The organism is Roseinatronobacter thiooxidans, from assembly GCF_001870675.1.
Taxonomy (GTDB): domain Bacteria; phylum Pseudomonadota; class Alphaproteobacteria; order Rhodobacterales; family Rhodobacteraceae; genus Roseinatronobacter; species Roseinatronobacter thiooxidans.
The window spans coordinates 153133-171702 of the sequence record NZ_MEHT01000005.1; the positions used below are offsets into that span (position 1 = coordinate 153133).

General features: G+C 60.7%; 20 protein-coding genes and 2 pseudogenes. 12 read left to right on the forward strand and 10 right to left on the reverse strand.

Annotated features, from left to right (window positions below; genetic code table 11):
- Nucleotides 1–12: 12 nt before the first annotated feature.
- The 7 genes from BG455_RS02890 to BG455_RS02920 all read left to right on the forward strand — a co-directional run bounded on the left by BG455_RS02890 (nucleotide 13) and on the right by BG455_RS02920 (nucleotide 5941).
- Nucleotides 13–615, forward strand: coding sequence for a TRAP transporter small permease subunit (locus tag BG455_RS02890; protein ID WP_071468456.1), 603 nt, complete (start codon nucleotides 13–15; stop codon nucleotides 613–615).
- Between the two features lie 56 nt (nucleotides 616–671).
- Entirely contained in the window at nucleotides 672–2027 is a 1356-nt protein-coding gene (locus BG455_RS02895; protein ID WP_071468457.1) for a TRAP transporter large permease, read from the forward strand.
- An 81-nt stretch (nucleotides 2028–2108) separates the two neighbouring features.
- On the forward strand, nucleotides 2109–2702 hold the full coding sequence (locus BG455_RS02900; RefSeq protein WP_071468458.1) for a LysE family translocator: 594 nt from the start codon (nucleotides 2109–2111) through the stop codon (nucleotides 2700–2702).
- A gap of 64 nt (nucleotides 2703–2766) precedes the next feature.
- Entirely contained in the window at nucleotides 2767–4089 is a 1323-nt protein-coding gene (aptA, locus tag BG455_RS02905; protein WP_071468459.1) for an omega-aminotransferase AptA, read from the forward strand.
- A 3-nt stretch (nucleotides 4090–4092) separates the two neighbouring features.
- A complete protein-coding gene (locus BG455_RS02910) occupies nucleotides 4093–4560 on the forward strand; it encodes a YbaK/EbsC family protein (protein ID WP_071468460.1) in 468 nt (155 codons plus the stop codon).
- Entirely contained in the window at nucleotides 4557–4991 is a 435-nt protein-coding gene (locus BG455_RS02915) for an RDD family protein (RefSeq protein WP_071468461.1), read from the forward strand. Before BG455_RS02910 ends, BG455_RS02915 begins: the two co-directional genes overlap by 4 nt.
- Before the next feature lie 92 nt (nucleotides 4992–5083).
- Entirely contained in the window at nucleotides 5084–5941 is an 858-nt protein-coding gene (locus BG455_RS02920) for an arginyltransferase (RefSeq protein WP_071468462.1), read from the forward strand.
- Nucleotides 5942–6026: 85 nt separating this feature from the next.
- Here the strand turns inward: BG455_RS02920 and BG455_RS02925 are convergent, their stop codons facing one another.
- Nucleotides 6027–6455 (reverse strand): DUF1178 family protein, encoded by a 429-nt coding sequence (locus BG455_RS02925; RefSeq protein ID WP_071468463.1) that lies wholly within the window; start codon nucleotides 6453–6455, stop codon nucleotides 6027–6029.
- 117 nt (nucleotides 6456–6572) lie between these two features.
- Between BG455_RS02925 and BG455_RS02930 the strand changes: the two genes are divergently transcribed.
- From BG455_RS02930 to ptsP, 4 genes are all read left to right on the forward strand, one after another.
- Nucleotides 6573–7082 carry a glutathione peroxidase gene (locus BG455_RS02930; RefSeq protein WP_071468464.1) on the forward strand — a complete coding sequence of 170 codons (510 nt, stop codon included), beginning with the start codon at nucleotides 6573–6575 and terminating at the stop codon, nucleotides 7080–7082.
- Nucleotides 7079–8203: an acetoin utilization protein AcuC gene (locus tag BG455_RS02935; protein WP_071468465.1), complete on the forward strand. Its 1125-nt coding sequence runs from the start codon at nucleotides 7079–7081 to the stop codon at nucleotides 8201–8203. The genes BG455_RS02930 and BG455_RS02935 overlap by 4 nt, the downstream gene beginning before the upstream one ends.
- 331 nt (nucleotides 8204–8534) lie before the next feature.
- On the forward strand, nucleotides 8535–9794 hold the full coding sequence (locus tag BG455_RS02940) for an aspartate kinase (RefSeq protein WP_071468466.1): 1260 nt from the start codon (nucleotides 8535–8537) through the stop codon (nucleotides 9792–9794).
- 30 nt (nucleotides 9795–9824) lie between these two features.
- Nucleotides 9825–12071, forward strand: a complete 2247-nt coding sequence (ptsP, locus tag BG455_RS02945) for a phosphoenolpyruvate--protein phosphotransferase (protein ID WP_071468467.1) — start codon at nucleotides 9825–9827, stop codon at nucleotides 12069–12071.
- A gap of 12 nt (nucleotides 12072–12083) precedes the next feature.
- On the opposite strand, the gene BG455_RS02950 is transcribed toward ptsP, so the two are convergent.
- Nucleotides 12084–12587: a GNAT family N-acetyltransferase gene (locus BG455_RS02950; protein WP_071468468.1), complete on the reverse strand. Its 504-nt coding sequence runs from the start codon at nucleotides 12585–12587 to the stop codon at nucleotides 12084–12086.
- Nucleotides 12588–12668: 81 nt separating this feature from the next.
- Between BG455_RS02950 and BG455_RS02955 the strand changes: the two genes are divergently transcribed.
- Nucleotides 12669–13274, forward strand: a complete 606-nt coding sequence (locus BG455_RS02955) for a flavin reductase family protein (RefSeq protein WP_071468469.1) — start codon at nucleotides 12669–12671, stop codon at nucleotides 13272–13274.
- Nucleotides 13275–13641: 367 nt separating this feature from the next.
- Here the strand turns inward: BG455_RS02955 and BG455_RS02965 are convergent, their stop codons facing one another.
- From BG455_RS02965 to BG455_RS17505, 8 genes and pseudogenes are all read right to left on the reverse strand, one after another.
- The gene (locus BG455_RS02965) at nucleotides 13642–14496 is read right to left on the reverse strand and encodes a VOC family protein (RefSeq protein WP_071468490.1); all 855 of its coding nucleotides are present in this window, start codon (nucleotides 14494–14496) and stop codon (nucleotides 13642–13644) included.
- A gap of 65 nt (nucleotides 14497–14561) precedes the next feature.
- Entirely contained in the window at nucleotides 14562–14798 is a 237-nt protein-coding gene (locus BG455_RS16810; RefSeq protein WP_211307057.1) for a DoxX family membrane protein, read from the reverse strand.
- Nucleotides 14759–15001, reverse strand: coding sequence for a helix-turn-helix domain-containing protein (locus tag BG455_RS17420; RefSeq protein ID WP_425438711.1), 243 nt, complete (start codon nucleotides 14999–15001; stop codon nucleotides 14759–14761). Before BG455_RS17420 ends, BG455_RS16810 begins: the two co-directional genes overlap by 40 nt.
- A gap of 35 nt (nucleotides 15002–15036) precedes the next feature.
- Nucleotides 15037–16608: pseudogene (gene tnpC, locus BG455_RS02975) on the reverse strand (IS66 family transposase).
- Between the two features lie 123 nt (nucleotides 16609–16731).
- Complete coding sequence (gene tnpB / locus BG455_RS02980; RefSeq protein ID WP_071468471.1) at nucleotides 16732–17085, reverse strand: IS66 family insertion sequence element accessory protein TnpB; 354 nt, start codon at nucleotides 17083–17085, stop codon at nucleotides 16732–16734.
- A complete protein-coding gene (tnpA, locus tag BG455_RS02985) occupies nucleotides 17082–17501 on the reverse strand; it encodes an IS66-like element accessory protein TnpA (protein ID WP_071468472.1) in 420 nt (139 codons plus the stop codon). The genes tnpB and tnpA overlap by 4 nt, the downstream gene beginning before the upstream one ends.
- 315 nt (nucleotides 17502–17816) lie before the next feature.
- A complete protein-coding gene (locus tag BG455_RS02990; protein WP_071468473.1) occupies nucleotides 17817–18446 on the reverse strand; it encodes a 3-oxoacid CoA-transferase subunit B in 630 nt (209 codons plus the stop codon).
- A gap of 13 nt (nucleotides 18447–18459) precedes the next feature.
- A pseudogene (locus BG455_RS17505) lies at nucleotides 18460–18570 on the reverse strand (succinyl-CoA--3-ketoacid-CoA transferase); the annotation flags it as partial.

Below are 18570 nucleotides of genomic sequence, written 5' to 3' on the forward strand. Positions count from 1 at the left end.
AGGAGTCGATGCATGAGCCAGCCGAAAAGCCCATTCGAGATTGACCTTGAAAAGGTCGAAGACGCCGGAGCGCGCAGCCACGGGTTGAATTTCCCCCGCACATGGCTGTCTGACATGATAGAGGCTGCGCTTGGCTCGCTCTCTTTCGTGTTGAACACGATCTGGTTTGCGCTGGTCCTGATCATCGTTGTCAATGTGACAATGCGCTATGCGATCGGGGTCAATTATGTCTGGGTGGAAGAGGTGCAGTGGCATATCTACGCCGTGGGCTTCATGTTTGGCATTGGCTATGCGCTGATGCATGATGCCCATGTGCGCGTCGATGTGCTGGCCGCGAATTTCCGCCCCACCACCCGCGCTTGGATCGAAGCCTTTTCGATTGTGGCCATCATCCTGCCCATGTGCTGGCTGATCATCAGCTATGGCATTCCCTTTGTCGAGGCATCGTATAATCGTGGCGAGCGGTCTTCTGCGCCGGGCGGGCTGGGAAATCGCTGGATGATCAAAAGCGTCATCGTGCTGGCCTTTGCCTATATCGGGCTTGCGGCTTTCGCGCGGCTTTTGCGGGTTACCTGCTTTCTGTTCAACTTCCCGCGCGCTCGGGTCACCAAGTAATTTACTGATCGTCGGCCAAAGCGGCTGGCGCAAGGTTTCATCACAGGGAATACGGGATGGAAACGAACGAAATCCTCGTTGTCGCAATGCTGGTGTCTTTCATCGCCTTGATCTTCACGGGCATTCCCGTGGCATGGGCGCTGGCCGGTGTGTCGATCGCGTTCAGCTTCATTGCCATCTTCGGGTTTGAATGGTTCAACTGGGACACCTATTTTCTGACAGATTTCCGAATTTTCGGGATCTTTGTGCAGCGGATCTGGGGCCAGATGTCGAACTGGATTCTGGTGGCGCTGCCCATGTTCATTTTCATGGGGCTGATGCTGGAACGCTCTGGCGTGACCGAAAAACTGATGGAGAATTTCATCCAGCTGTTCGGGCGCTTTCGCGGCGGGCTGGCGCTGGGTGTGGTCTTGATCGGCATTTTGCTGGCAGCGTCCACCGGCATTGTCGGCGCATCCGTTGTGCTGCTGGCGCTTTTGTCCATGCCGATCATGCTCAAGCAAGGCTATAACAAAGGCTTTGCTTCTGGTGTGGTGTGTTCGGCGGGCACATTGGGAATTCTGATCCCGCCCTCGATCATGCTGATCATCATGGCCGACCAGATGTCAGTGTCAGTGGGCAACCTGTTCATGGGTGCGCTTATTCCGGGGCTGATGCTGGGGGTGTTTTATATCATCTATATCATGGTTGCGGCCACTTTCTTCAAAACTCTGGCCCCTGCCCCGACCGACCTGCCGCCTGTCACACTGAAGCTGGTGCTGAACACATTGCTGGCCGTGGTGCCGCCGCTGCTGCTGATCTTCGCGGTGCTCGGCTCGATCTTCTTCGGCATCGCCACCCCGACCGAGGCTGCGGGCGTCGGCGCATTCGGCGCTACCCTGCTGGCGGCCGCCAATGGGCGGCTGTCGCTGGCAGTGCTGAAAGATGTGGGCATGAAAACCACGCTGACCACCTCTTTCATCTTCGGCATCTTTCTGGGCGCGACCATGTTCGCGGTGGTCATGCGCCAGCTGGGCGGGGATGATTTCATCACCCAGTCACTGCGCTCGCTGCCCTTCGGGCCATCGGGCGTGGTGCTGACCATCCTGTTCATCGCCTTTCTGGCAGGGTTCTTCCTTGACTGGCTGGAAATCTCGCTGATCATGCTGCCGCTGGTTGCGCCTGTGGTGGTGATCCTGGGCTTTGACCAGATCTGGTTCATCGTGCTGTTTGCAGTGGTGCTGCAAACCTCGTTCCTGACGCCGCCTGTGGGCTTCTCGCTGTTCTACCTCAAGGGGGTGGCCCCGCCCGGTGTGACCATCATAGACATCTACAAGGGGGTCATCCCTTTTGTGCTGTTGCAAATGCTGGCGGTGATCATGGTGTTCATCTTTCCGCAACTGGTGCTGTGGCTGCCCGGAAAGCTGTTGTAAGCGCAACGCACCAGCTCTATCACCACCTGACCCCGGCCCCCGCGCCGGGGTCTCTCGTTCAGCACCGACAAAAGCAGCCTCATGCAGTTTGATCCGCTTCTCTACAGCTTCGTCTTTCTTGGCATGTTCTCGCCCGGGCCAAATGTCATCATGCTCACGGCCTCTGGGGCGCGGTTTGGGTTTCGGCGCACATTGCCGCATCTGGTTGGTGTGGTGCTGGGGGTGGGTGTTATTGCAGGTGTCACCGCCTTGGGGGTGGGCGCGCTGGTGCTGGCCAACCCGACATTCGGGCTGGTGCTGCAAGCCCTTGCGGCCCTGTGGATCTTGTGGATGGCATGGGGCTATTTCAACGCCACCCGACGCCCCACGACAGAGGCGCAGGATGTGGGCCAGCCCATGACGGCGTGGCAAGGTGCCCTCTTCCAATGGATCAACCCCAAAGTCTGGGCCGTTGCCTTCGCAGCCTCGGCGGGCTACGGCGCAGGCCGCGCCCCCCTATGGGAGGCCACGAACCTTGCGCTGGCTTTCAGCAGCGTCAATCTGGGCGTGTGCCTGTTCTGGGCCAGTGCCGGTGCTGTGCTGACAGGTTTGCTGCAATCGCCCGCGCGCTGGCGCATTTTCATGCGCCTTATGGCCGCCTTGCTGGCCCTTTCGGCGCTGATGGTCTTTCTCTAGGCCCCTTGCCTTGGGGCGCGAATATGGTAGCGTCATTTGATCAAATACAGCCGGAGAATGTGTCATGGCCCTAGACCGCCCCACCCCGAATGATCTGCGCGCCTTCTGGATGCCGTTTACGGCCAATCGCCAGTTCAAACAGGCCCCCCGTATGCTCGTCGGGGCAGATGGCATGTTCTACACCACATCCGACGGGCGGCAGGTGCTGGATGGCACAGCCGGTCTGTGGTGTTGCAATGCAGGCCATAAACGCCCGCGCATCGTGGAAGCGATCCAGAAACAGGCGTCCGAAATGGACTATGCGCCCGCTTTCCAGATGGGCCACCCCAAGGCGTTCGAATTGGCCAACAAGCTGGTCGATCTGGCACCCGAAGGCATAGACCATGCATTCTTCACCAATTCAGGGTCGGAATCGGTCGAAACCGCGCTGAAAATCGCCATTGCCTATCACCGTGCCAAGGGCAATGCCGGCCGCACCCGCCTGATCGGGCGCGAACGCGGCTATCACGGTGTCAATTTCGGCGGCATTTCGGTGGGCGGCATCGTCAACAACCGCCGCCATTTCGGCGCAATGCTGGCAGGTGTCGACCACCTGCCCCACACGCATCTGCCTGAAAACCAATGGTCAAAGGGCCAGCCCGAACATGGCGCGCATCTGGCCGATGATCTGGAACGCATGGTCGCGCTGCATGGGGCCGACACGATTGCCGCAGTGATTGTGGAACCTGTGGCAGGGTCCACCGGCGTGCTGATCCCGCCCAAAGGGTATTTGCAGCGCCTGCGCGAGATTGCGACGAAACACGACATTCTGCTGATCTTTGACGAAGTGATCACCGGCTTTGGCCGCCTCGGCAGCGCCTTTGGCGCGCAGCATTTCGATGTCATGCCCGACATGATCACCTGCGCCAAGGGCCTGACCAATGGTGTGATCCCGATGGGTGCGGTGCTGACCACGGCCGCCATTCACGATGCCTTCATGACCGGCCCCGAGAATCTGATCGAGCTGTTCCACGGCTACACCTATTCGGGCAACCCCATCGCATCGGCAGCGGCCCTTGCCACGCTGGAAACCTACCGCGAAGAGGCCCTGTTCGAGCGTTGCGCCGAGATTGCGCCCTATTGGCAAGAGGCCGTGCATTCGCTGAAAGACCACCGCCATGTCATCGACATTCGCAATATGGGCCTGATCGGCGCGGTCGAGTTGGCACCGATTGCAGGCGCGCCCACGCAGCGCGCTTTCGCAGCCTTCCTGAAAGCCTATGAAAAGGGTGTGCTGATCCGCACGACAGGCGATATCATCGCCATGTCGCCGCCGCTGATTATCGAGAAATCGCATATCGACCAGTTGATCGGCACCTTGGGCGAGGTTCTGGACAGTCTTGACTGAGGCATGAGCAAATCCCTCAAACGGGTGGCCCGCGCGCTGCAAGACGCGGGCCTGCCCGACACGATTACCGAAGCAGGCGAGGCGCGCACCGCCGAACAGGCCGCAGCGGCCTGCCTGTGCGAGATTGACCAGATCGTGAAATCCATCATCTTTTGCGGGCAGGATTCGGGCGCGATCCGGCTGTTCCTGACCGCAGGCGGAAACCGGATCTGCGCCAGCAAGGCCTCGGCGCTGGCGGGCGAGGATCTGGGCCGCGCCGATGCCAATCTTGTGCGCGCGACCACTGGCTTTGCCATCGGCGGCGTCTCGCCCATAGGCCACCTGACCCCATCGCCCTGCTGGATCGATCCGCGCTTGCTGGACTTCGCGCAAGTCTGGGCCGCAGCGGGAACGCCGCGTCACGTCTTTGCAATTGCACCGGCAATGCTTATCTCTCTGGCCAATGCCCAAATTGCGGATTTTGTCGAATGACCCTGCCAGACCCCGAATTGCAACCGGAATTCTACCGCGATGTGCCGGTCAAACGCGCGCTGGCTTGGGGCATTGATGTGGCTGTAACCCTTGCCCTGACCCTTGTCGGGCTGGTGCTAACCCTTTTTGTCAGCGTGTTTTTCCTGCCTGTTCTGTTTGCTGCCATCTCGATCGGGTACCGCACTGTGATGCTGGCGCGCTACGGGGCCACGCTGGGCATGATGCTGACCGCACTGAAATGGCGCGGCCTTGACGGGCGCGAACCTGACCCCATGACCGCCTTTATCTACAGCGCAATGCATGCAGGTCTATGGACAGTGTTCCCGCTGCAAGTTGTCTCTGTGGTGTTGATCTTGCTTAGCCCCCATCGACAGGGCCTGCATGACATGGTGCTGGGCACCACGATGCTGCACCGCATCGCCCCCGATTAAGAACTGTCACAAGGGGCGCGTCAGACCACTTGGCGAAACCCAAAACCCTTGCTAGTCTCAGTTTTGTATATTGATGGTTTGAGATCTGTTGAATGCGCCATAGCCTGCCCACCATACCGCAGTTCTATGTAACTGCCCCCCAGCCCTGCCCGTATCTTGACGGGCGGATGGAGCGTAAGTTGTTCACGGCCCTGCAAGGCGATCAGGCAGAGGCGATGAATGACAGCCTGTCCAAGCAGGGGTTTCGCCGGTCGCAAAACGTGTTGTATCGCCCGTCCTGTGCGGAATGTTGCGCCTGCCTGTCGGCGCGTATCCGCGTGGCAGATTTCAAGCCCTCGCGCTCTCAGCGGCGCGTCATCAACCGCAACAGCGCCGTGCAGCGCTATGTCACCAGCGCATGGGCCACCGAAGACCAGTATGACCTGTTCCGCCGCTATCTTGATTCGCGCCATGCCGATGGCGGCATGGCCGATATGGATGTGTTTGAATTCGCCGCAATGGTCGAGGAAACGCCCGTGCGCACGCGCGTGTTGGAATATATCGCACAAGACGCAAATGGCCGGCGGCAGTTGCGCGCGGTCTGCCTGAGCGATGTGCTGGATGACGGGCTAAGCCTTGTATATTCGTTTTTCGACCCGGACCATTCCGCCATGTCCCTTGGCAGCTACATGATTCTCGACCAGATCACTTTGGCGCGCAAAGTTGGGCTGCCCTATGTGTATCTGGGCTATTGGGTGCCCGGCAGCCCGAAGATGGATTACAAGGCAAAATTCTCGGCGCTGGAAATCTATCACGAAGGCGCGTGGCGCGATCTGGGCGACACAGACAGCTATTCCGGCACCACGCATCCCTTGTCTGTCAAACCGATTGCGGAACAGGTGGCAGGGCTGAACCTGCCCAAAACCCTTAGCGCCCCCATCACCCCGACGCGCATTATCCGCGACCTGTAGTCTTGCCCAAGGGCCGCAGGCCCGCCGCGCAAGGGGTGCAACGCTATCCCCGCAAACACCACAAGCCAGTACTGCTCTTGCCGCCCTAGTTTGATTTGCGCGAGGGAATAAACGGCAAGGGCACGACCGGCACGCCTTCCTCGATCAGGGCTTTGGCCTCTTGCGGTTTTGCTTCGCCATAGATCGGGCGGTCGGGAATGTCGCCCAGATACATGGCGCGCGCCTCGCTGGCGAAACGCTCGCCCACATATTCCGAGCTGGCCTCGATCTTGCTGCGCAGGGCTTTCAGCTTTTCCGTGGGATCAGGCGCTTGCGCCTCTGGCGGGGGGGCGGCTTGCGCAACTGGGGGGCGGACCGCGACCGCAGGCGCCATCAGCGCCTTTTCAACATCGCTGGACCCGCAGACAGGGCATAGCACCAACTGGCGCTGTTTGAGGTCATGAAAGGCCTGACCGGCCTTGAACCAGCTGTCAAAGGCATGGCCATCGCCACATTTGAGAGAAAACTTGATCATGTTCCACAGTCCGACCGGGGCGGTTCACATCTAACCACGTCGCGCAGCAGATCAAGAGCGAATGACTTGCTCTGCCCGTCCGGCCCGCTATCTGACACTGAATTAACGGAGGTTGCCATGCTTAGACTTGCCCTAACCCTTGGCCTTGCGCTGTGTGCCCTGCCTGCATGGGCCTTCAGCTTCACCGCGCTGGATGGCAGCCCTCTCAACCTTGCTGACTGGCGCGGGCAACCTGTGCTGGTGGTCAACACCGCATCACTGTGCGGGTTCACACGGCAATATGGCGATATGCAGCAATTATATGAAGACTACGGCCCGCGCGGGCTGGTGGTGCTGGCGGTTCCGTCAGATGACTTTCGTCAGGAACTGTCCAGCAACGAAGAGGTTGCGGATTTCTGCCGCGTCCAGACCGGCCTGACCTTTCCCATCACCCAGATTACACCTGTGCGCGGCGGGCAGGCGCATCCGTTTTACCAATGGCTTGCCGAGGCACACGGGCATGTGCAGAACTGGAATTTCAACAAGGCGCTGATCGGGCCGGATGGCGCGCTGCTTGGGTTCTGGGGGTCCGCCATGCGCCCCACCGCCCGCGCAATCACCCGCGAAATCCGCGCCGCCCTGCCATGACGCCTATTTTCATCGGCTCCGAGGTGTATCGCGGCTCCAGCTATGGGGATTGGCACCCGCTGCATATTCCGCGCGTCTCGACTGTCATGGACCTGACGCGCGCACTTGGCTGGATGCCGCCCGCGCAATACCGCACCAGCCCGCGCGCCAAGCCAAAGGCGCTGGCGCTGTTTCACACGCCAGACTATATCGCCGCCCTGCAACAGGCCGAAGCCACGCAACAGGTGGATGATGCAACCCGCATACGCCACGGGCTGGGCAGCACAGCAAACCCTGTCTTCCCCGAGATGTTTTGCCGCCCCGCCACTGGCGCAGGCGGGGTCATGCTGGCGGCGGAACTGGTGCGCGCAGGCGGCATTGTCCATGTTCCGGGCGGCGGCACCCATCATGCGATGGCAGATTATGCCAATGGGTTCTGCTACTTGAACGATCCGGTCCTGTGCCTGCTGTCACTGCGCAAGCTTGGCCTGCGGCGCATCGCCTATGTAGACATAGATGCGCATCATTGCGACGGGGTCGAGGCGGCACTGTCAGGGGCCAGCGACATGCTGATGATATCTGTGCATGAAGACCGGCGCTGGCCCTTCACCGGCGCGCTGGACGATGACGCGCGCGGGCGCGCGCTGAACCTGCCTGTGCCGCGCGGGCTGAACGATACCGAGATGCGCACCATTCTGCACCGGCTGATCCTGCCTGCGCTGGAGCGCTTCGATCCCGATGCAGTGGTGCTGCAATGCGGGTCCGATGCGATCGAGGAAGACCCGCTGTCGCGGCTGGCCCTGTCCAACAACGCCCATGCAGAGGTGGCCACAGCACTGGCACAGCTTGCACCACGCCTGATCGTGCTGGGCGGGGGCGGCTATAACCCGTGGTCGGTGGCGCGGTGCTGGACACGGGTTTGGGGCGCGCTGAACGGGTGGGACGCGCCAGGCCCCCTGCCCGACACCGCGCGCGACGTGCTGGAGGGGCTGCACTGGAACCGGCGCGCCGCAGGGCGCAACCCGCCATTGGCATGGCGCAGCACCCTGAACGACCCGCCCCGCGAAGGGCCGGTGCGCGCAGAGATCACAGACCGGATCGGGTATCTGCAAAAGCGGGTTGCGCTGGCGCGCGCCAGTTGAGGATTGAGTAGTGCGCTATGGAGGGCTTGGCGCAGACCAACGCGGATGTTCCCGCCCGGAATCGAGGCCGCAGTCTGCCGCGCATCGCAGGGCCGCACCGCGGCCCGGCGCTGCGCGGCTAAACACGCGCAAGCTCTACGTCTGAAAAATCCCGCATCACAGCCCCTTGCCCCCCACAGCTACACACACAAATTGCCCTTGCGTCACCGCCCGCGCAACATGCCCAGAGAAAAACCGCCCCAAGGCGCCCCAGACGCACGGCCCACCTTGCGTAACCCCCCGCCCGCGCATATGAAGTGGCGCGAAAAACGTGTGGGGAAAGGGTCGGCCCATGCCGCTACTGGTAATGAAATTTGGCGGCACTTCGGTCGCGGATCTGGGTCGCATCCGCAATGCGGCGGCCAAGGTCAAGGCCGAAGTCGAACGCGGCTACGATGTGATCGTGATCGTCTCGGCGATGTCGGGCAAAACGAATGAACTGGTGGGCTGGGTCAATGAAACCTCGCCCATGTATGACGCACGCGAATATGATGCCGTGGTCAGTTCGGGCGAGAATGTCACAGCCGGTCTGATGGCGCTGACACTTCAGGAAATGGATGTGCCCGCGCGCAGCTGGCAGGGCTGGCAAGTGCCCATCCAGACCACCAGCGCGCATGGCGCAGCGCGGTTTGTCGATATTCCCCGCACCAATCTGGATGCGAAATTCGCTGAGGGCTTCAAAGTGGCAGTCATCGCAGGCTTTCAGGGCGTCAGCCCTGAAGGGCGGATCACCACGCTGGGGCGTGGCGGGTCTGACACCACTGCCGTGGCCTTTGCCGCCGCGTTCGAGGCAGAGCGGTGTGATATCTACACCGATGTTGACGGTATCTACACTACCGACCCGCGCATCACCTCGAAAGCGCGCAAGCTGGACAAGATCAGCTTCGAGGAAATGTTGGAGCTGGCCTCGCTTGGGGCGAAAGTGCTGCAAACCCGCTCGGTCGAGTTGGCGATGCGTTACAAGGTGCGGTTGCGCGTTCTGTCATCATTCGATGATACCAATGAAACATCAGGAACCCTGGTCTGTGATGAGGATGAAATCATGGAATCGAAAGTCGTCTCGGGCGTGGCCTATAGCCGCGAAGAAGCGAAACTGACCCTTGTCACCGTCGAAGACCGCCCCGGCATTGCGGCGGCGATCTTTGGCCCCTTGTCCGAGGCCGGTGTGAATGTCGATATGATCGTGCAGAACATCTCGGAGAAGAACTATCAGGGCAACGAGAAACCTGTCACCGATATGACATTTTCCTGCCCCGTCGATCAGGTTGCCCGCGCGCGCAAAGCGCTGGAAGCGGCGCGCGATGCGGGCAATATCAGCTATGACAAGCTGGAAGTGGACGAAGACGCCGCCAAAGTGTCGGTTGTGGGAATCGGCATGCGCAGCCATGCCGGTGTTGCCGCGCGCATGTTCAGCGCACTTGCTGATGAAGGAGTCAACATAAAGGTCATTGCGACATCCGAGATCAAGATTTCTGTGCTGATCGACAGGAAATATATGGAACTGGCGGTTCAGGCCCTTCATGATGCGTTTGAACTGGACAAGGCGGGCTGAGGCAGGCCCGAGAGCAGGATCGGAGGGGCCATGCCCCATAGAACGGAAACTGACAGCCGCAAGCTGTTGCGCAGATTGCGCGATGAAATGGCCTTGGCCAATCCGGGGCAGGAACGCCTTGACCGGATCACCACGATCATCACCGAATCGATGGGGGTCGATGTCTGCTCGATCTATCTGTTCCGCGATGTGGACACGCTGGAACTGTGCGCAACCGAGGGGCTGAAGCCCGAATCCGTACACCAGACCCGCCTGCGGTTGGGCGAAGGGCTGGTGGGCAAGGTCGCGCGCTTTGCGCGCCCCGTCAACACGGCCAACGCCCCCGCCGAACGCGGCTTTCGCTATATGCCCGAGACGGGTGAGGAAGTGTTCACCTCTTTCCTTGGTGTCCCGATCCAGCGTCTGGGGGAACGGTTGGGTGTGCTGGTCGTGCAGGCCAAAGACCCGCGCTTGTATACCGATGATGAAATCTACGGGCTGGAAGTGGTGGCGATGGTCATCGCCGAAATGACCGAACTGGGCGCGTTCACCGGCGAAGGCACCAGTTTCGCAACCCCCCACCAAAACCCCGCCATGCTGCGCGGCGTCACCGCACAGGAAGGCGAGGCAGAGGGGCAGGTCTGGCTGCACCAGCCGCGTGTTGTCATTACCAATCTGGTCAATGATGACAGCCGCGCGGAACTGCTGCGCCTTGAAGCTGCAGTCGAGACGCTGCGCGTCTCGATTGACCAGTTGCTGGCAAGCGCCGGAACCCGCGACAAAGACCATATGGAAGTGCTGCAAACCTACCGCATGTTCGCCCATTCGCGGGGCTGGATGAAGCGGATGGAAGAAGATATCCGCCTTGGCCTATCCGCCGAGGCGGCGGTGGAAAAGGAACAATCGACAGCGCGCGCGCGGCTGGAACGGGTGCCCGATGCCTATATCCGCGACCGTCTGCATGATCTGGACGATCTGTCCAACCGCCTGCTGCGTATCCTGACCGGACAGGGCAACGAGACGGGCGCAGAAATGCCCGAGCGCCCGATTCTGGTCGCGCGCAATATCGGGCCGGGGGAATTGCTGGAATATGGCCGCAAACTGCGCGGTGTGGTGCTGGAAGAAGGCGCGGTCGGCAGCCACGCCACCATCGTGGCGCGCGCACTTGCGATTCCGCTGGTGATAAACGTGCCGCGCATCACCACCGAGGCGTTGAACGGTGACCATATTCTGGTTGATGGCACCGAAGGCGTCGTGCATCTGCGCCCCGATGACACCATCTCCAGCGCGTTCCGCGACAAGATGGCGATGCAGGCCAAGGCACAGGAACGCTATGCCAGCCTGCGCGACAAGCCTGCACAGGCGCGGTGCGGCACAACTGTATCGCTGAAAATGAACGCCGGTTTGCTGGCCGATCTGCCCTCGCTGCCCAATTCGGGGGCAGATGCCGTGGGGCTGTTCCGAACCGAATTGCAGTTTCTGGTACAGGACCGGATGCCAAAGCGGTCTGACCTTGTGGCGAATTACGCGCGTGTGCTGGATGCAGCGGCGCAGCGCAAAGTGTATTTCCGAACACTCGATATCGGGTCTGACAAGGTCATGCCCTATATGAACCGCCCCGACGAGCCGAACCCCGCAATGGGCTGGCGCGCGCTGCGGGTGGGCTTGGACAAACCGGGCGTGTTGCGCATGCAGTTGCAAGCGCTGATCCGCGCAGCCAATGGTCGCGCGCTGAGTGTCATGTTCCCGCTGGTCGCAACCGCCAGCGAATTCACGCAAGCGCGCGACACCCTGCTGCGCGAGATCGAGCGGGAACGCAGGATGGGCCATACATTGCCCGAAAAGCTTGAAATCGGCGCGATGCTGGAAACCCCGTCACTGGCCTATGCCCCGAAAAGCTTTTTTGAAGCGGTCGATTTCATCTCGATCGGGGGCAACGATCTGAAGCAGTTTTTCTTTGCCGCAGACCGCGAGAATGAATTGGTGCGCAAGCGTTATGACACGCTGAATGTCAGTTTCCTGACATTCCTTCAGGTCATCGTAGACCGCTGCCACGAGACGGGAACCGACCTGTCATTTTGCGGCGAAGATGCGGGGCGGCCTGTCGATGCGCTGGCGCTGGCCGGGATCGGCATTGCCTCGCTGTCGATGCGGCCTGCCTCAATCGGGCCGGTGAAGTCCTTGATCCGGCGCGCGAACCTGATCGAAGTCTCCGAACTGATTGCCCGCGTGCAGGCGCGCGGGCTGGAAAGCGCGCGCCCGGCCTTGCTGGACTATGTCGCGATGCTGGTGGATTAAGGCTGCCGCGGCTTACGGACGGGCTGGACTGTCACTTTTGCAATATTGCGTCACATCACCCTGCACCCCCTCCCATGCACCGGCCACCAGCTCCAGCCCCAGAACGCGGGCGGGGTTGGTGGGCGGCGGCATGGTTACCCCGTCCAGCCGCGCGAAGCCGAAACGGCTGTAATAGGGCGCATCCCCCACCAGCAGCACCCGCGCCCAGCCCAAAGCCTGCGCGCGCGCCAGGCTTTCGCGCATCAGCCAGCCGCCCAAGCCCTCGCCCTGATGGGTAGGGTGCACGGCAATCGGGCCAAGCAGCAGCACATCCGCGCCTTCAATCTGGACCGGCCAATAGCGGATGGCCGCAGCAATCCCGTTCGCGTCGCGCAGCAGCAGGCAAAGGGGGGCGACAGGGTCGACCTGATCGCGCAGCCGGTAGGATGACAGCGCTTCTCGCCCCGGTGCGAAGCACAGGTCGTAAAGCCCCTCTACCTCCCACCAGTCGGCGGGTGTTTCCTGAAAAAGCTGCATCTGCCGTCCCCGCCCAGATCAGTGCTGGCAGGGTCCGTAGCATGGCGTTAGGGTGCGCGCAAACAGATCGGAGAGACGCCCATGTTCTATGAACCCCGCAACGGCCACGGGTTGCCCCATAACCCCTTCAACGCCATCGTCACCCCCCGCCCGATTGGCTGGATTTCGACGCGCGGTGCCAACGGACAGGACAATCTGGCCCCCTATTCGTTTTTCAACGCCGTGGCCTATGTGCCGCCGCAGGTGATGTTTGCATCCACCAGCGCCAAACCCGACCGCGACGGCACCAAGGATTCGGTCGCCAATATCCGCGAAACGGGCGTGTTTTGCGTGAATGTCGTGGAATTTTCCGCGCGCGATGTGATGAACGCCACCTCTGGCCCCTGGCCGCGCGAGGTGGATGAGTTCGACCATGCCGCCATTCCCCGCGAGGAGTGCAAGACCATCGCCGCCGCGCGCGTGGCAGATGCCCCGGCCGCACTGGAATGCCGGATGACCCAGATCATCCCCTTGGCGGGCGAGGCGAATTTTCTGGTGATCGGCGAAGTGGTCGGCATTCACATGCGCGATGACTGTCTGGTGGACGGAATGTTCGACATCACCCGCTTCCGCCCCTTGGCGCGCTGTGGCTATCGGGATTATGCGGTGGTGAATGAGGTGTTCAGCCTGTCGCGCCCCGGCGAGTAGTATCCGGCGCATGATACTGTTTTCCGAGGCTCAACAACGGTGGCATCGGATATGGTAGCTATGCGAGACCTTTCTGCCGGTCGAGCCATCCACCCAAGACCCTTCGCGGTTGCAGCATGACCGACGTGGAGGGCGGAATGCCGCCTGTGACCTTGCGGCATTGCATCCGCGGCATTATACAAAAACAGTCAATGAACGAACTGTCGGCAAGTCGCGGATCGCGGAAGGTGCGCAGAGGCGCGCCTTGCGAAGATGCCACAAATGAAAAAATCTGGATTCGCCCGTATTATACGACACATGATGCTGAGAGATTGGCAGGAACGCAGCTTTGCGGCGTGGCCGCTACTGGCTTCATCGCCTGGAGTGCCTAAGACTTCAGTGCGAATACTGTGCCCCACGGGTCGGGGAGCACAAATGTATCGCCATGATGATTAACATTAATTCCAGCAGAGACGGCGCTGGCCAGGATGGCGCTGCGCAAGTCAGGATCGCGGACGCTGATCTCGATCAGATCCAAGCCTGCCGCACCTTCGGGGCGTGGCTCGGCCCGGCGACTGCTCCAGATGTTACCGGCCAAGTGGTGATGATATCCACCGCTGCCGAAGAAGCTTGCACCGGGATAGCGGCTGGCTATATCGAAGCCGAAAATATCACGGTAGAAATTTTCGGCGACACCAACATCGCCGACCTGCAGATGCACATGGCCGATAGTCCCGCCCACTGGAAAACCCGCCCAATCACCCTGGCGTGCGCGCATCAAGTCGGGGATATTCATCGGTTCGGTCGCCATTCGGATTTGTCCGTCAGTATCCCGCCAGTGTGAAACCGGACGGTCTGAATCGACCTCGATCCCGTTGCCCTCGGGGTCGGCGAGATAGATTGCTTCGCTGACGATGTGATCCGAAGCCCCCTGTAACCTGACGCCCAGAGTGTCGGCATATGCAAGCCAACAGGCGAGTTCAGCGCGCGTGGGCAGAAGGAACGCGGTGTGGAAAATTCCGGCGTCGCGTGGATTCCGTGGCGTGGCTGATGGATCACCTGAGAGTTCCAGCAACGGAACTGTTCCGGTGCCCAGTGTGATCGCATCAGCACTTTGGTCTATAACGGCCAGCCCGAGAACGCGCTGATAGAACTTCGAAACCCTGCTCAGATCGCGAACACGAAGCCGCGCCCGTCCGATTCGCAGGAGGGCCGTTGCATGGTTGAAAAACACGTCGGTCATTGTGGCCTCCAGTGGCACAGTGATGAGGATGGCCCGTGCCAGCAAAGGCACCGGCGGTGGGGCATTCAGCGGTCGCGGCCGAGAGCGAATGCACCGTTGCCCAGAAGTGCCTGCACGATCAGGGCGACGGACCAGAAAGCCGGAAACTCCCAGCCGCCGCCTGCATTGGAAAAGAAGAAACCAGCGCTCCAGTGCGGGTAGATCAAACCCAGCGGGATCGGCAGCAAGACCAGCGCCACCCAGCGCGACCACAGACCAAGGATCAGTCCGATCCCGCCCAGAAGTTCGGCGGCGATGACCACATAGGCCAGAAAGCCGGTAAACCCGAGGCTTTGGAAAAACTCGACCGTGCCTGCCCCGCCTTGGTCGGCGAAACAGCGCGCGTCGTCCGGTTCAGGAGCCGCACGCCCAAAGCACTCTCAAGCCGCGAGACGAGCTTTGATGCCTGCCCCGAAGTCATGCCCAGCTTGTCTGCGGCCGCGGTAAAACTCCCGGTTTCCATCACTGCGGCGTAAGCGTTCGCTGCGGGTCACTGGGTTTTCAGCTTGACGGCTTGAAGTTCCACGGCAGCAGATCGTCGATGCGGTTTTGAGGGTGACCATTGGCGATGGCCGTCAGGGTCGCCTTGAGGTAGGCGAAAGGTTCGACGCCATTGATCTTGCAGGTCTCGATCAGTGACGCGATGCGGCCCCAGGCGGCGCCTCCTTCATCATGACCTGCAAAAAGTGAATTCTTGCGGTTGAGAGCTATCGGGCGGATCAGATTTTCAACCCTGTTGGAGTCGATCTCGACGCGACCGTCGGTCAGGAAGGTTTGCAGCCCGTCCCAGTGATTGTGGATATAGGCGAGCTTTTCACCCAGCCGCGACTTTGCCGATATCTTGCGACGTTGCGCCTGAAGCCACTCCCCGAAGGCCGCGACCAGCGGTGCGCTGCGCGTCTGACGGGCGGACAGGCGCTGGCCGGGCGAGATACCGCGAATATCGGCCTCGATCGCATAGAACTCGGCGATGCGGCGAAGGCCTTCGGCAGCGATTTCTGACCCATCGCGGTCGAAGACTTCCTTCAGCTTGCGGCGCGCGTGCGCCCAGCAATGGGCAACCCGAATGGGATCACCGCCCTTGCGAGAGGGTTTGGTCAGCCGATTATAGCCCTGATAGCCATCTATTTGCAGGATGCCATCAAAGCCGGTCAGGAAGGTTTCGGCATTCTCGCCTGCGCGGCCTGGCGCATAGAAATAAACAACGCCCGGCGGGTCGTCTCCGCCCCAGGCACGGTCATCCCGCGCCAAGGCCCAGAGATAACCGGTCTTGGTCTTTCCCCGACCGGGATCGAGCACAGGGGCTGTCGTTTCATCCATGAACAGCTTGTCTGAGGCTTTCAGATGCTCGGCCAGCCGGTCAACGATGGGCCGCAAATGGAAGGCCGCCTTGCCAACCCAGCTCGCCAACACGGCGCGGTGCAGATCAATGCCTGCCCGTGCCAGGATCTGGCTTTGGCGATACAAGGGCAAATGGTCCGCGTCTACGGGGCTTACGCGGCCGCATCTGCGGCCACGGTCCCCTTCGACTTGCTGACCAGAACATGCGCGATGGCCCCTTCAGTGGGCAGTGCTGCATCAATCAGGAAAGCAGGAACAGGGGCCTGGCGCACACCGTCAGTGCAAGCACGACACGCATATTTCGGGCGCACCGTGACAATCACCCGCAGCTGCGCAGGCACGATGTCCAACCGCTCTGTGCGATCTTCGCCGATCTTGTGCAGTCGCTATTGTTGCGCCATTGGTCCGAGCGACAATGGCGACACCGCAGCCACAGGGGCAGACCAAACTGTCCGGCTCGATGACATTCTCGATGCGCGACAAAGATGCGGGCAGGTTCCCGATATTGCGCCGCGGAGCGGGTTTCTTGCGTGTTCCATCACCTTGGGACGCCGCGCGTTTTTCTTTCTCGGCCTCGACCTCTTTGAGCGCGATAGTCAGGTCTTCAAAGGCCAGCTGGCGTTCATCCTCGGTCAGCTTCTCTGATCGTTTCCCATGCAGGGCATGGTTCAACTCAGGGATCAGATGTTCCTGGCGTTTGGTAATTTCCTTGAGCGTGCTGACCTGCTGCATCAACGCTTCCACGGCTGCGCGCTGATCGGCAGGGAGCGTGGAAAGGTTGATTGCAGGGGTGTTCGACATGCCCAATTTTTACCGGAACCCATACCGAAATAAAAGCAAAAACAGTGCCTTAATCTACTCTGGCGAGCTCGGCGGACGAGGCTCAACCGGCTTGACCTTGCGCCAGTCCAGCCCGGAAAATAGTGCCTCAAACTGGGCATGGTTCAGCGCCATGATCCCATCCTTGATCGCAGGCCAGGTGAAGGTTGTGTCCTCCAGGCGCTTGTAAGCCATCACGAGACCTGAGCCATCCCAATACAAAAGCTTCAACCGGTCAGCGCGCCGCGCGCGAAACACAAACACCGTGCCAGTATAAGGGTCCTTGCGCAGCGTGGACGCCACCAGTGCGCATAGGCCATCGTGACCTTTACGGAAATCGACAGGCTGGGTCGATACCAGCACACGCACGCGGTTGGACGGAAAGATCATGCGCGCGTCTCCAAGCCACGCACGATCTCCACAAGCCGGTCCGTGCCTATATCCGCGTCCAGACGGATCGTGACAGCCGCCGTGATAATCTCGATCGGCTTTGGCGACACCGACTGGATGGGTGGGTCGTCCTGTGAACTTGGCACCCGCGGACCCGACACAATGACCGGAGCGAAGCACAGACTGTCATCTTCCAGCACCGCCGGGAGAACCAGTTCACCGCGCCGCGCGCGACCACGCCATTCCGAAAGGTGATTGGGCCGAATGCCATATCTCTGCGCAACTGCATTAACCGTAGCCCCTGGCTCCAACGTCTCCGCCACAATCCGCGCTTTTACCTCATCCGGCCAGCGCCGTTGACCATTCGTGCGGATATCTACCCCATAGTCACGGAGAAACTCATCCGTAGTCGCCATCGCGAAACTCCATCCCGATTTCAATCAGGCGGGAGATCGCAGCTCAAGGCAAAGCATGGAAGGTGGGTGCCAGAAAACGCTTACACTGCGGCGTACATCCGGTCACAAGCGAGGCGGTCCATAAATTTCTTCCAATTGCGATGCTATGAACTCAGTTTGTTTGTATTGCTTCAGTTTGGAATACAATGATAGCCATGGCGCGATCCCAGCCGATCGCTTTACGAATCCATAACTTTCAGAGACCTATTACCGCCTTCGCACCATTAGCCCTGAGCTGAACGTTTTGTCGGTACAGTCGCACCCGCCTTGATCTGTTCAGTTAACGATCGCCGCCTCAGTCGCGGCGCGAATTTCGTCTTCGGTGACACCTTCGGCGCATTCCACGATCTTCAAGCCGCCCTCGACCACATCCAGCACGCCCAGATTGGTGATGATGCGCTTCACCACGCCTTGGGCTGTCAGGGGCAGGGTGCAGGCTTGCAGCACCTTGGAGTCGCCCGCCTTGTTGGTGTGGTCCATCACCACGATCACGCGCGCCACGCCTGCGACAAGGTCCATCGCGCCGCCCATGCCCTTGACCAGCTTGCCCGGGATCATCCAGTTGGCAATGTCGCCATTTCCCGCCACTTCCATCGCGCCAAGGATCGCCATGTTGATCTTGCCGCCGCGAATCATTGCGAATGATTCCGCCCTGTCGAAATAGGCGGTATGCGGCAGGGCCGTGACCGTCTGTTTGCCTGCGTTGATCAGGTCTGCGTCGACTTCGTTTTCAGTCGGGAAAGGGCCAATGCCCAGCATCCCGTTTTCCGATTGCAGCGTGACCTGCACGCCTTCGGGAATGTAATTGGCCACCAGCGTCGGAATTCCGATGCCAAGGTTCACATACATCCCGTCTTGCAATTCCTGCGCCGCACGCGCGGCCATCTGGTTGCGGTCCCATGCCATATGTCTTTCCCCCTCAAGCCGTGCGCACTGTGCGCTGTTCGATGCGTTTCTCGTGCTGCCCCTGAATCAGCCGGTTCACATAGATGCCGGGCAGGTGGATGTGGTCCGGGTCCAGCGTGCCGGG

Bases quoted from the DNA above. Each gene is read 5' to 3' on its own strand.
- BG455_RS02890 (WP_071468456.1), top strand. From the start codon at position 13: ATGAGCCAGCCGAAAAGCCCATTCGAGATTGACCTTGAAAAGGTCGAA.
- BG455_RS02895 (WP_071468457.1), top strand. From the start codon at position 672: ATGGAAACGAACGAAATCCTCGTTGTCGCAATGCTGGTGTCTTTCATC.
- BG455_RS02900 (WP_071468458.1), top strand. From the start codon at position 2,109: ATGCAGTTTGATCCGCTTCTCTACAGCTTCGTCTTTCTTGGCATGTTC.
- aptA (WP_071468459.1), top strand. From the start codon at position 2,767: ATGGCCCTAGACCGCCCCACCCCGAATGATCTGCGCGCCTTCTGGATG.
- BG455_RS02910 (WP_071468460.1), top strand. From the start codon at position 4,093: ATGAGCAAATCCCTCAAACGGGTGGCCCGCGCGCTGCAAGACGCGGGC.
- BG455_RS02915 (WP_071468461.1), top strand. From the start codon at position 4,557: ATGACCCTGCCAGACCCCGAATTGCAACCGGAATTCTACCGCGATGTG.
- BG455_RS02920 (WP_071468462.1), top strand. From the start codon at position 5,084: ATGCGCCATAGCCTGCCCACCATACCGCAGTTCTATGTAACTGCCCCC.
- BG455_RS02925 (WP_071468463.1), bottom strand. From the start codon at position 6,455: ATGATCAAGTTTTCTCTCAAATGTGGCGATGGCCATGCCTTTGACAGC.
- BG455_RS02930 (WP_071468464.1), top strand. From the start codon at position 6,573: ATGCTTAGACTTGCCCTAACCCTTGGCCTTGCGCTGTGTGCCCTGCCT.
- BG455_RS02935 (WP_071468465.1), top strand. From the start codon at position 7,079: ATGACGCCTATTTTCATCGGCTCCGAGGTGTATCGCGGCTCCAGCTAT.
- BG455_RS02940 (WP_071468466.1), top strand. From the start codon at position 8,535: ATGCCGCTACTGGTAATGAAATTTGGCGGCACTTCGGTCGCGGATCTG.
- ptsP (WP_071468467.1), top strand. From the start codon at position 9,825: ATGCCCCATAGAACGGAAACTGACAGCCGCAAGCTGTTGCGCAGATTG.
- BG455_RS02950 (WP_071468468.1), bottom strand. From the start codon at position 12,587: ATGCAGCTTTTTCAGGAAACACCCGCCGACTGGTGGGAGGTAGAGGGG.
- BG455_RS02955 (WP_071468469.1), top strand. From the start codon at position 12,669: ATGTTCTATGAACCCCGCAACGGCCACGGGTTGCCCCATAACCCCTTC.
- BG455_RS02965 (WP_071468490.1), bottom strand. From the start codon at position 14,496: ATGACCGACGTGTTTTTCAACCATGCAACGGCCCTCCTGCGAATCGGA.
- tnpB (WP_071468471.1), bottom strand. From the start codon at position 17,085: ATGATCTTTCCGTCCAACCGCGTGCGTGTGCTGGTATCGACCCAGCCT.
- tnpA (WP_071468472.1), bottom strand. From the start codon at position 17,501: ATGGCGACTACGGATGAGTTTCTCCGTGACTATGGGGTAGATATCCGC.
- BG455_RS02990 (WP_071468473.1), bottom strand. From the start codon at position 18,446: ATGGCATGGGACCGCAACCAGATGGCCGCGCGTGCGGCGCAGGAATTG.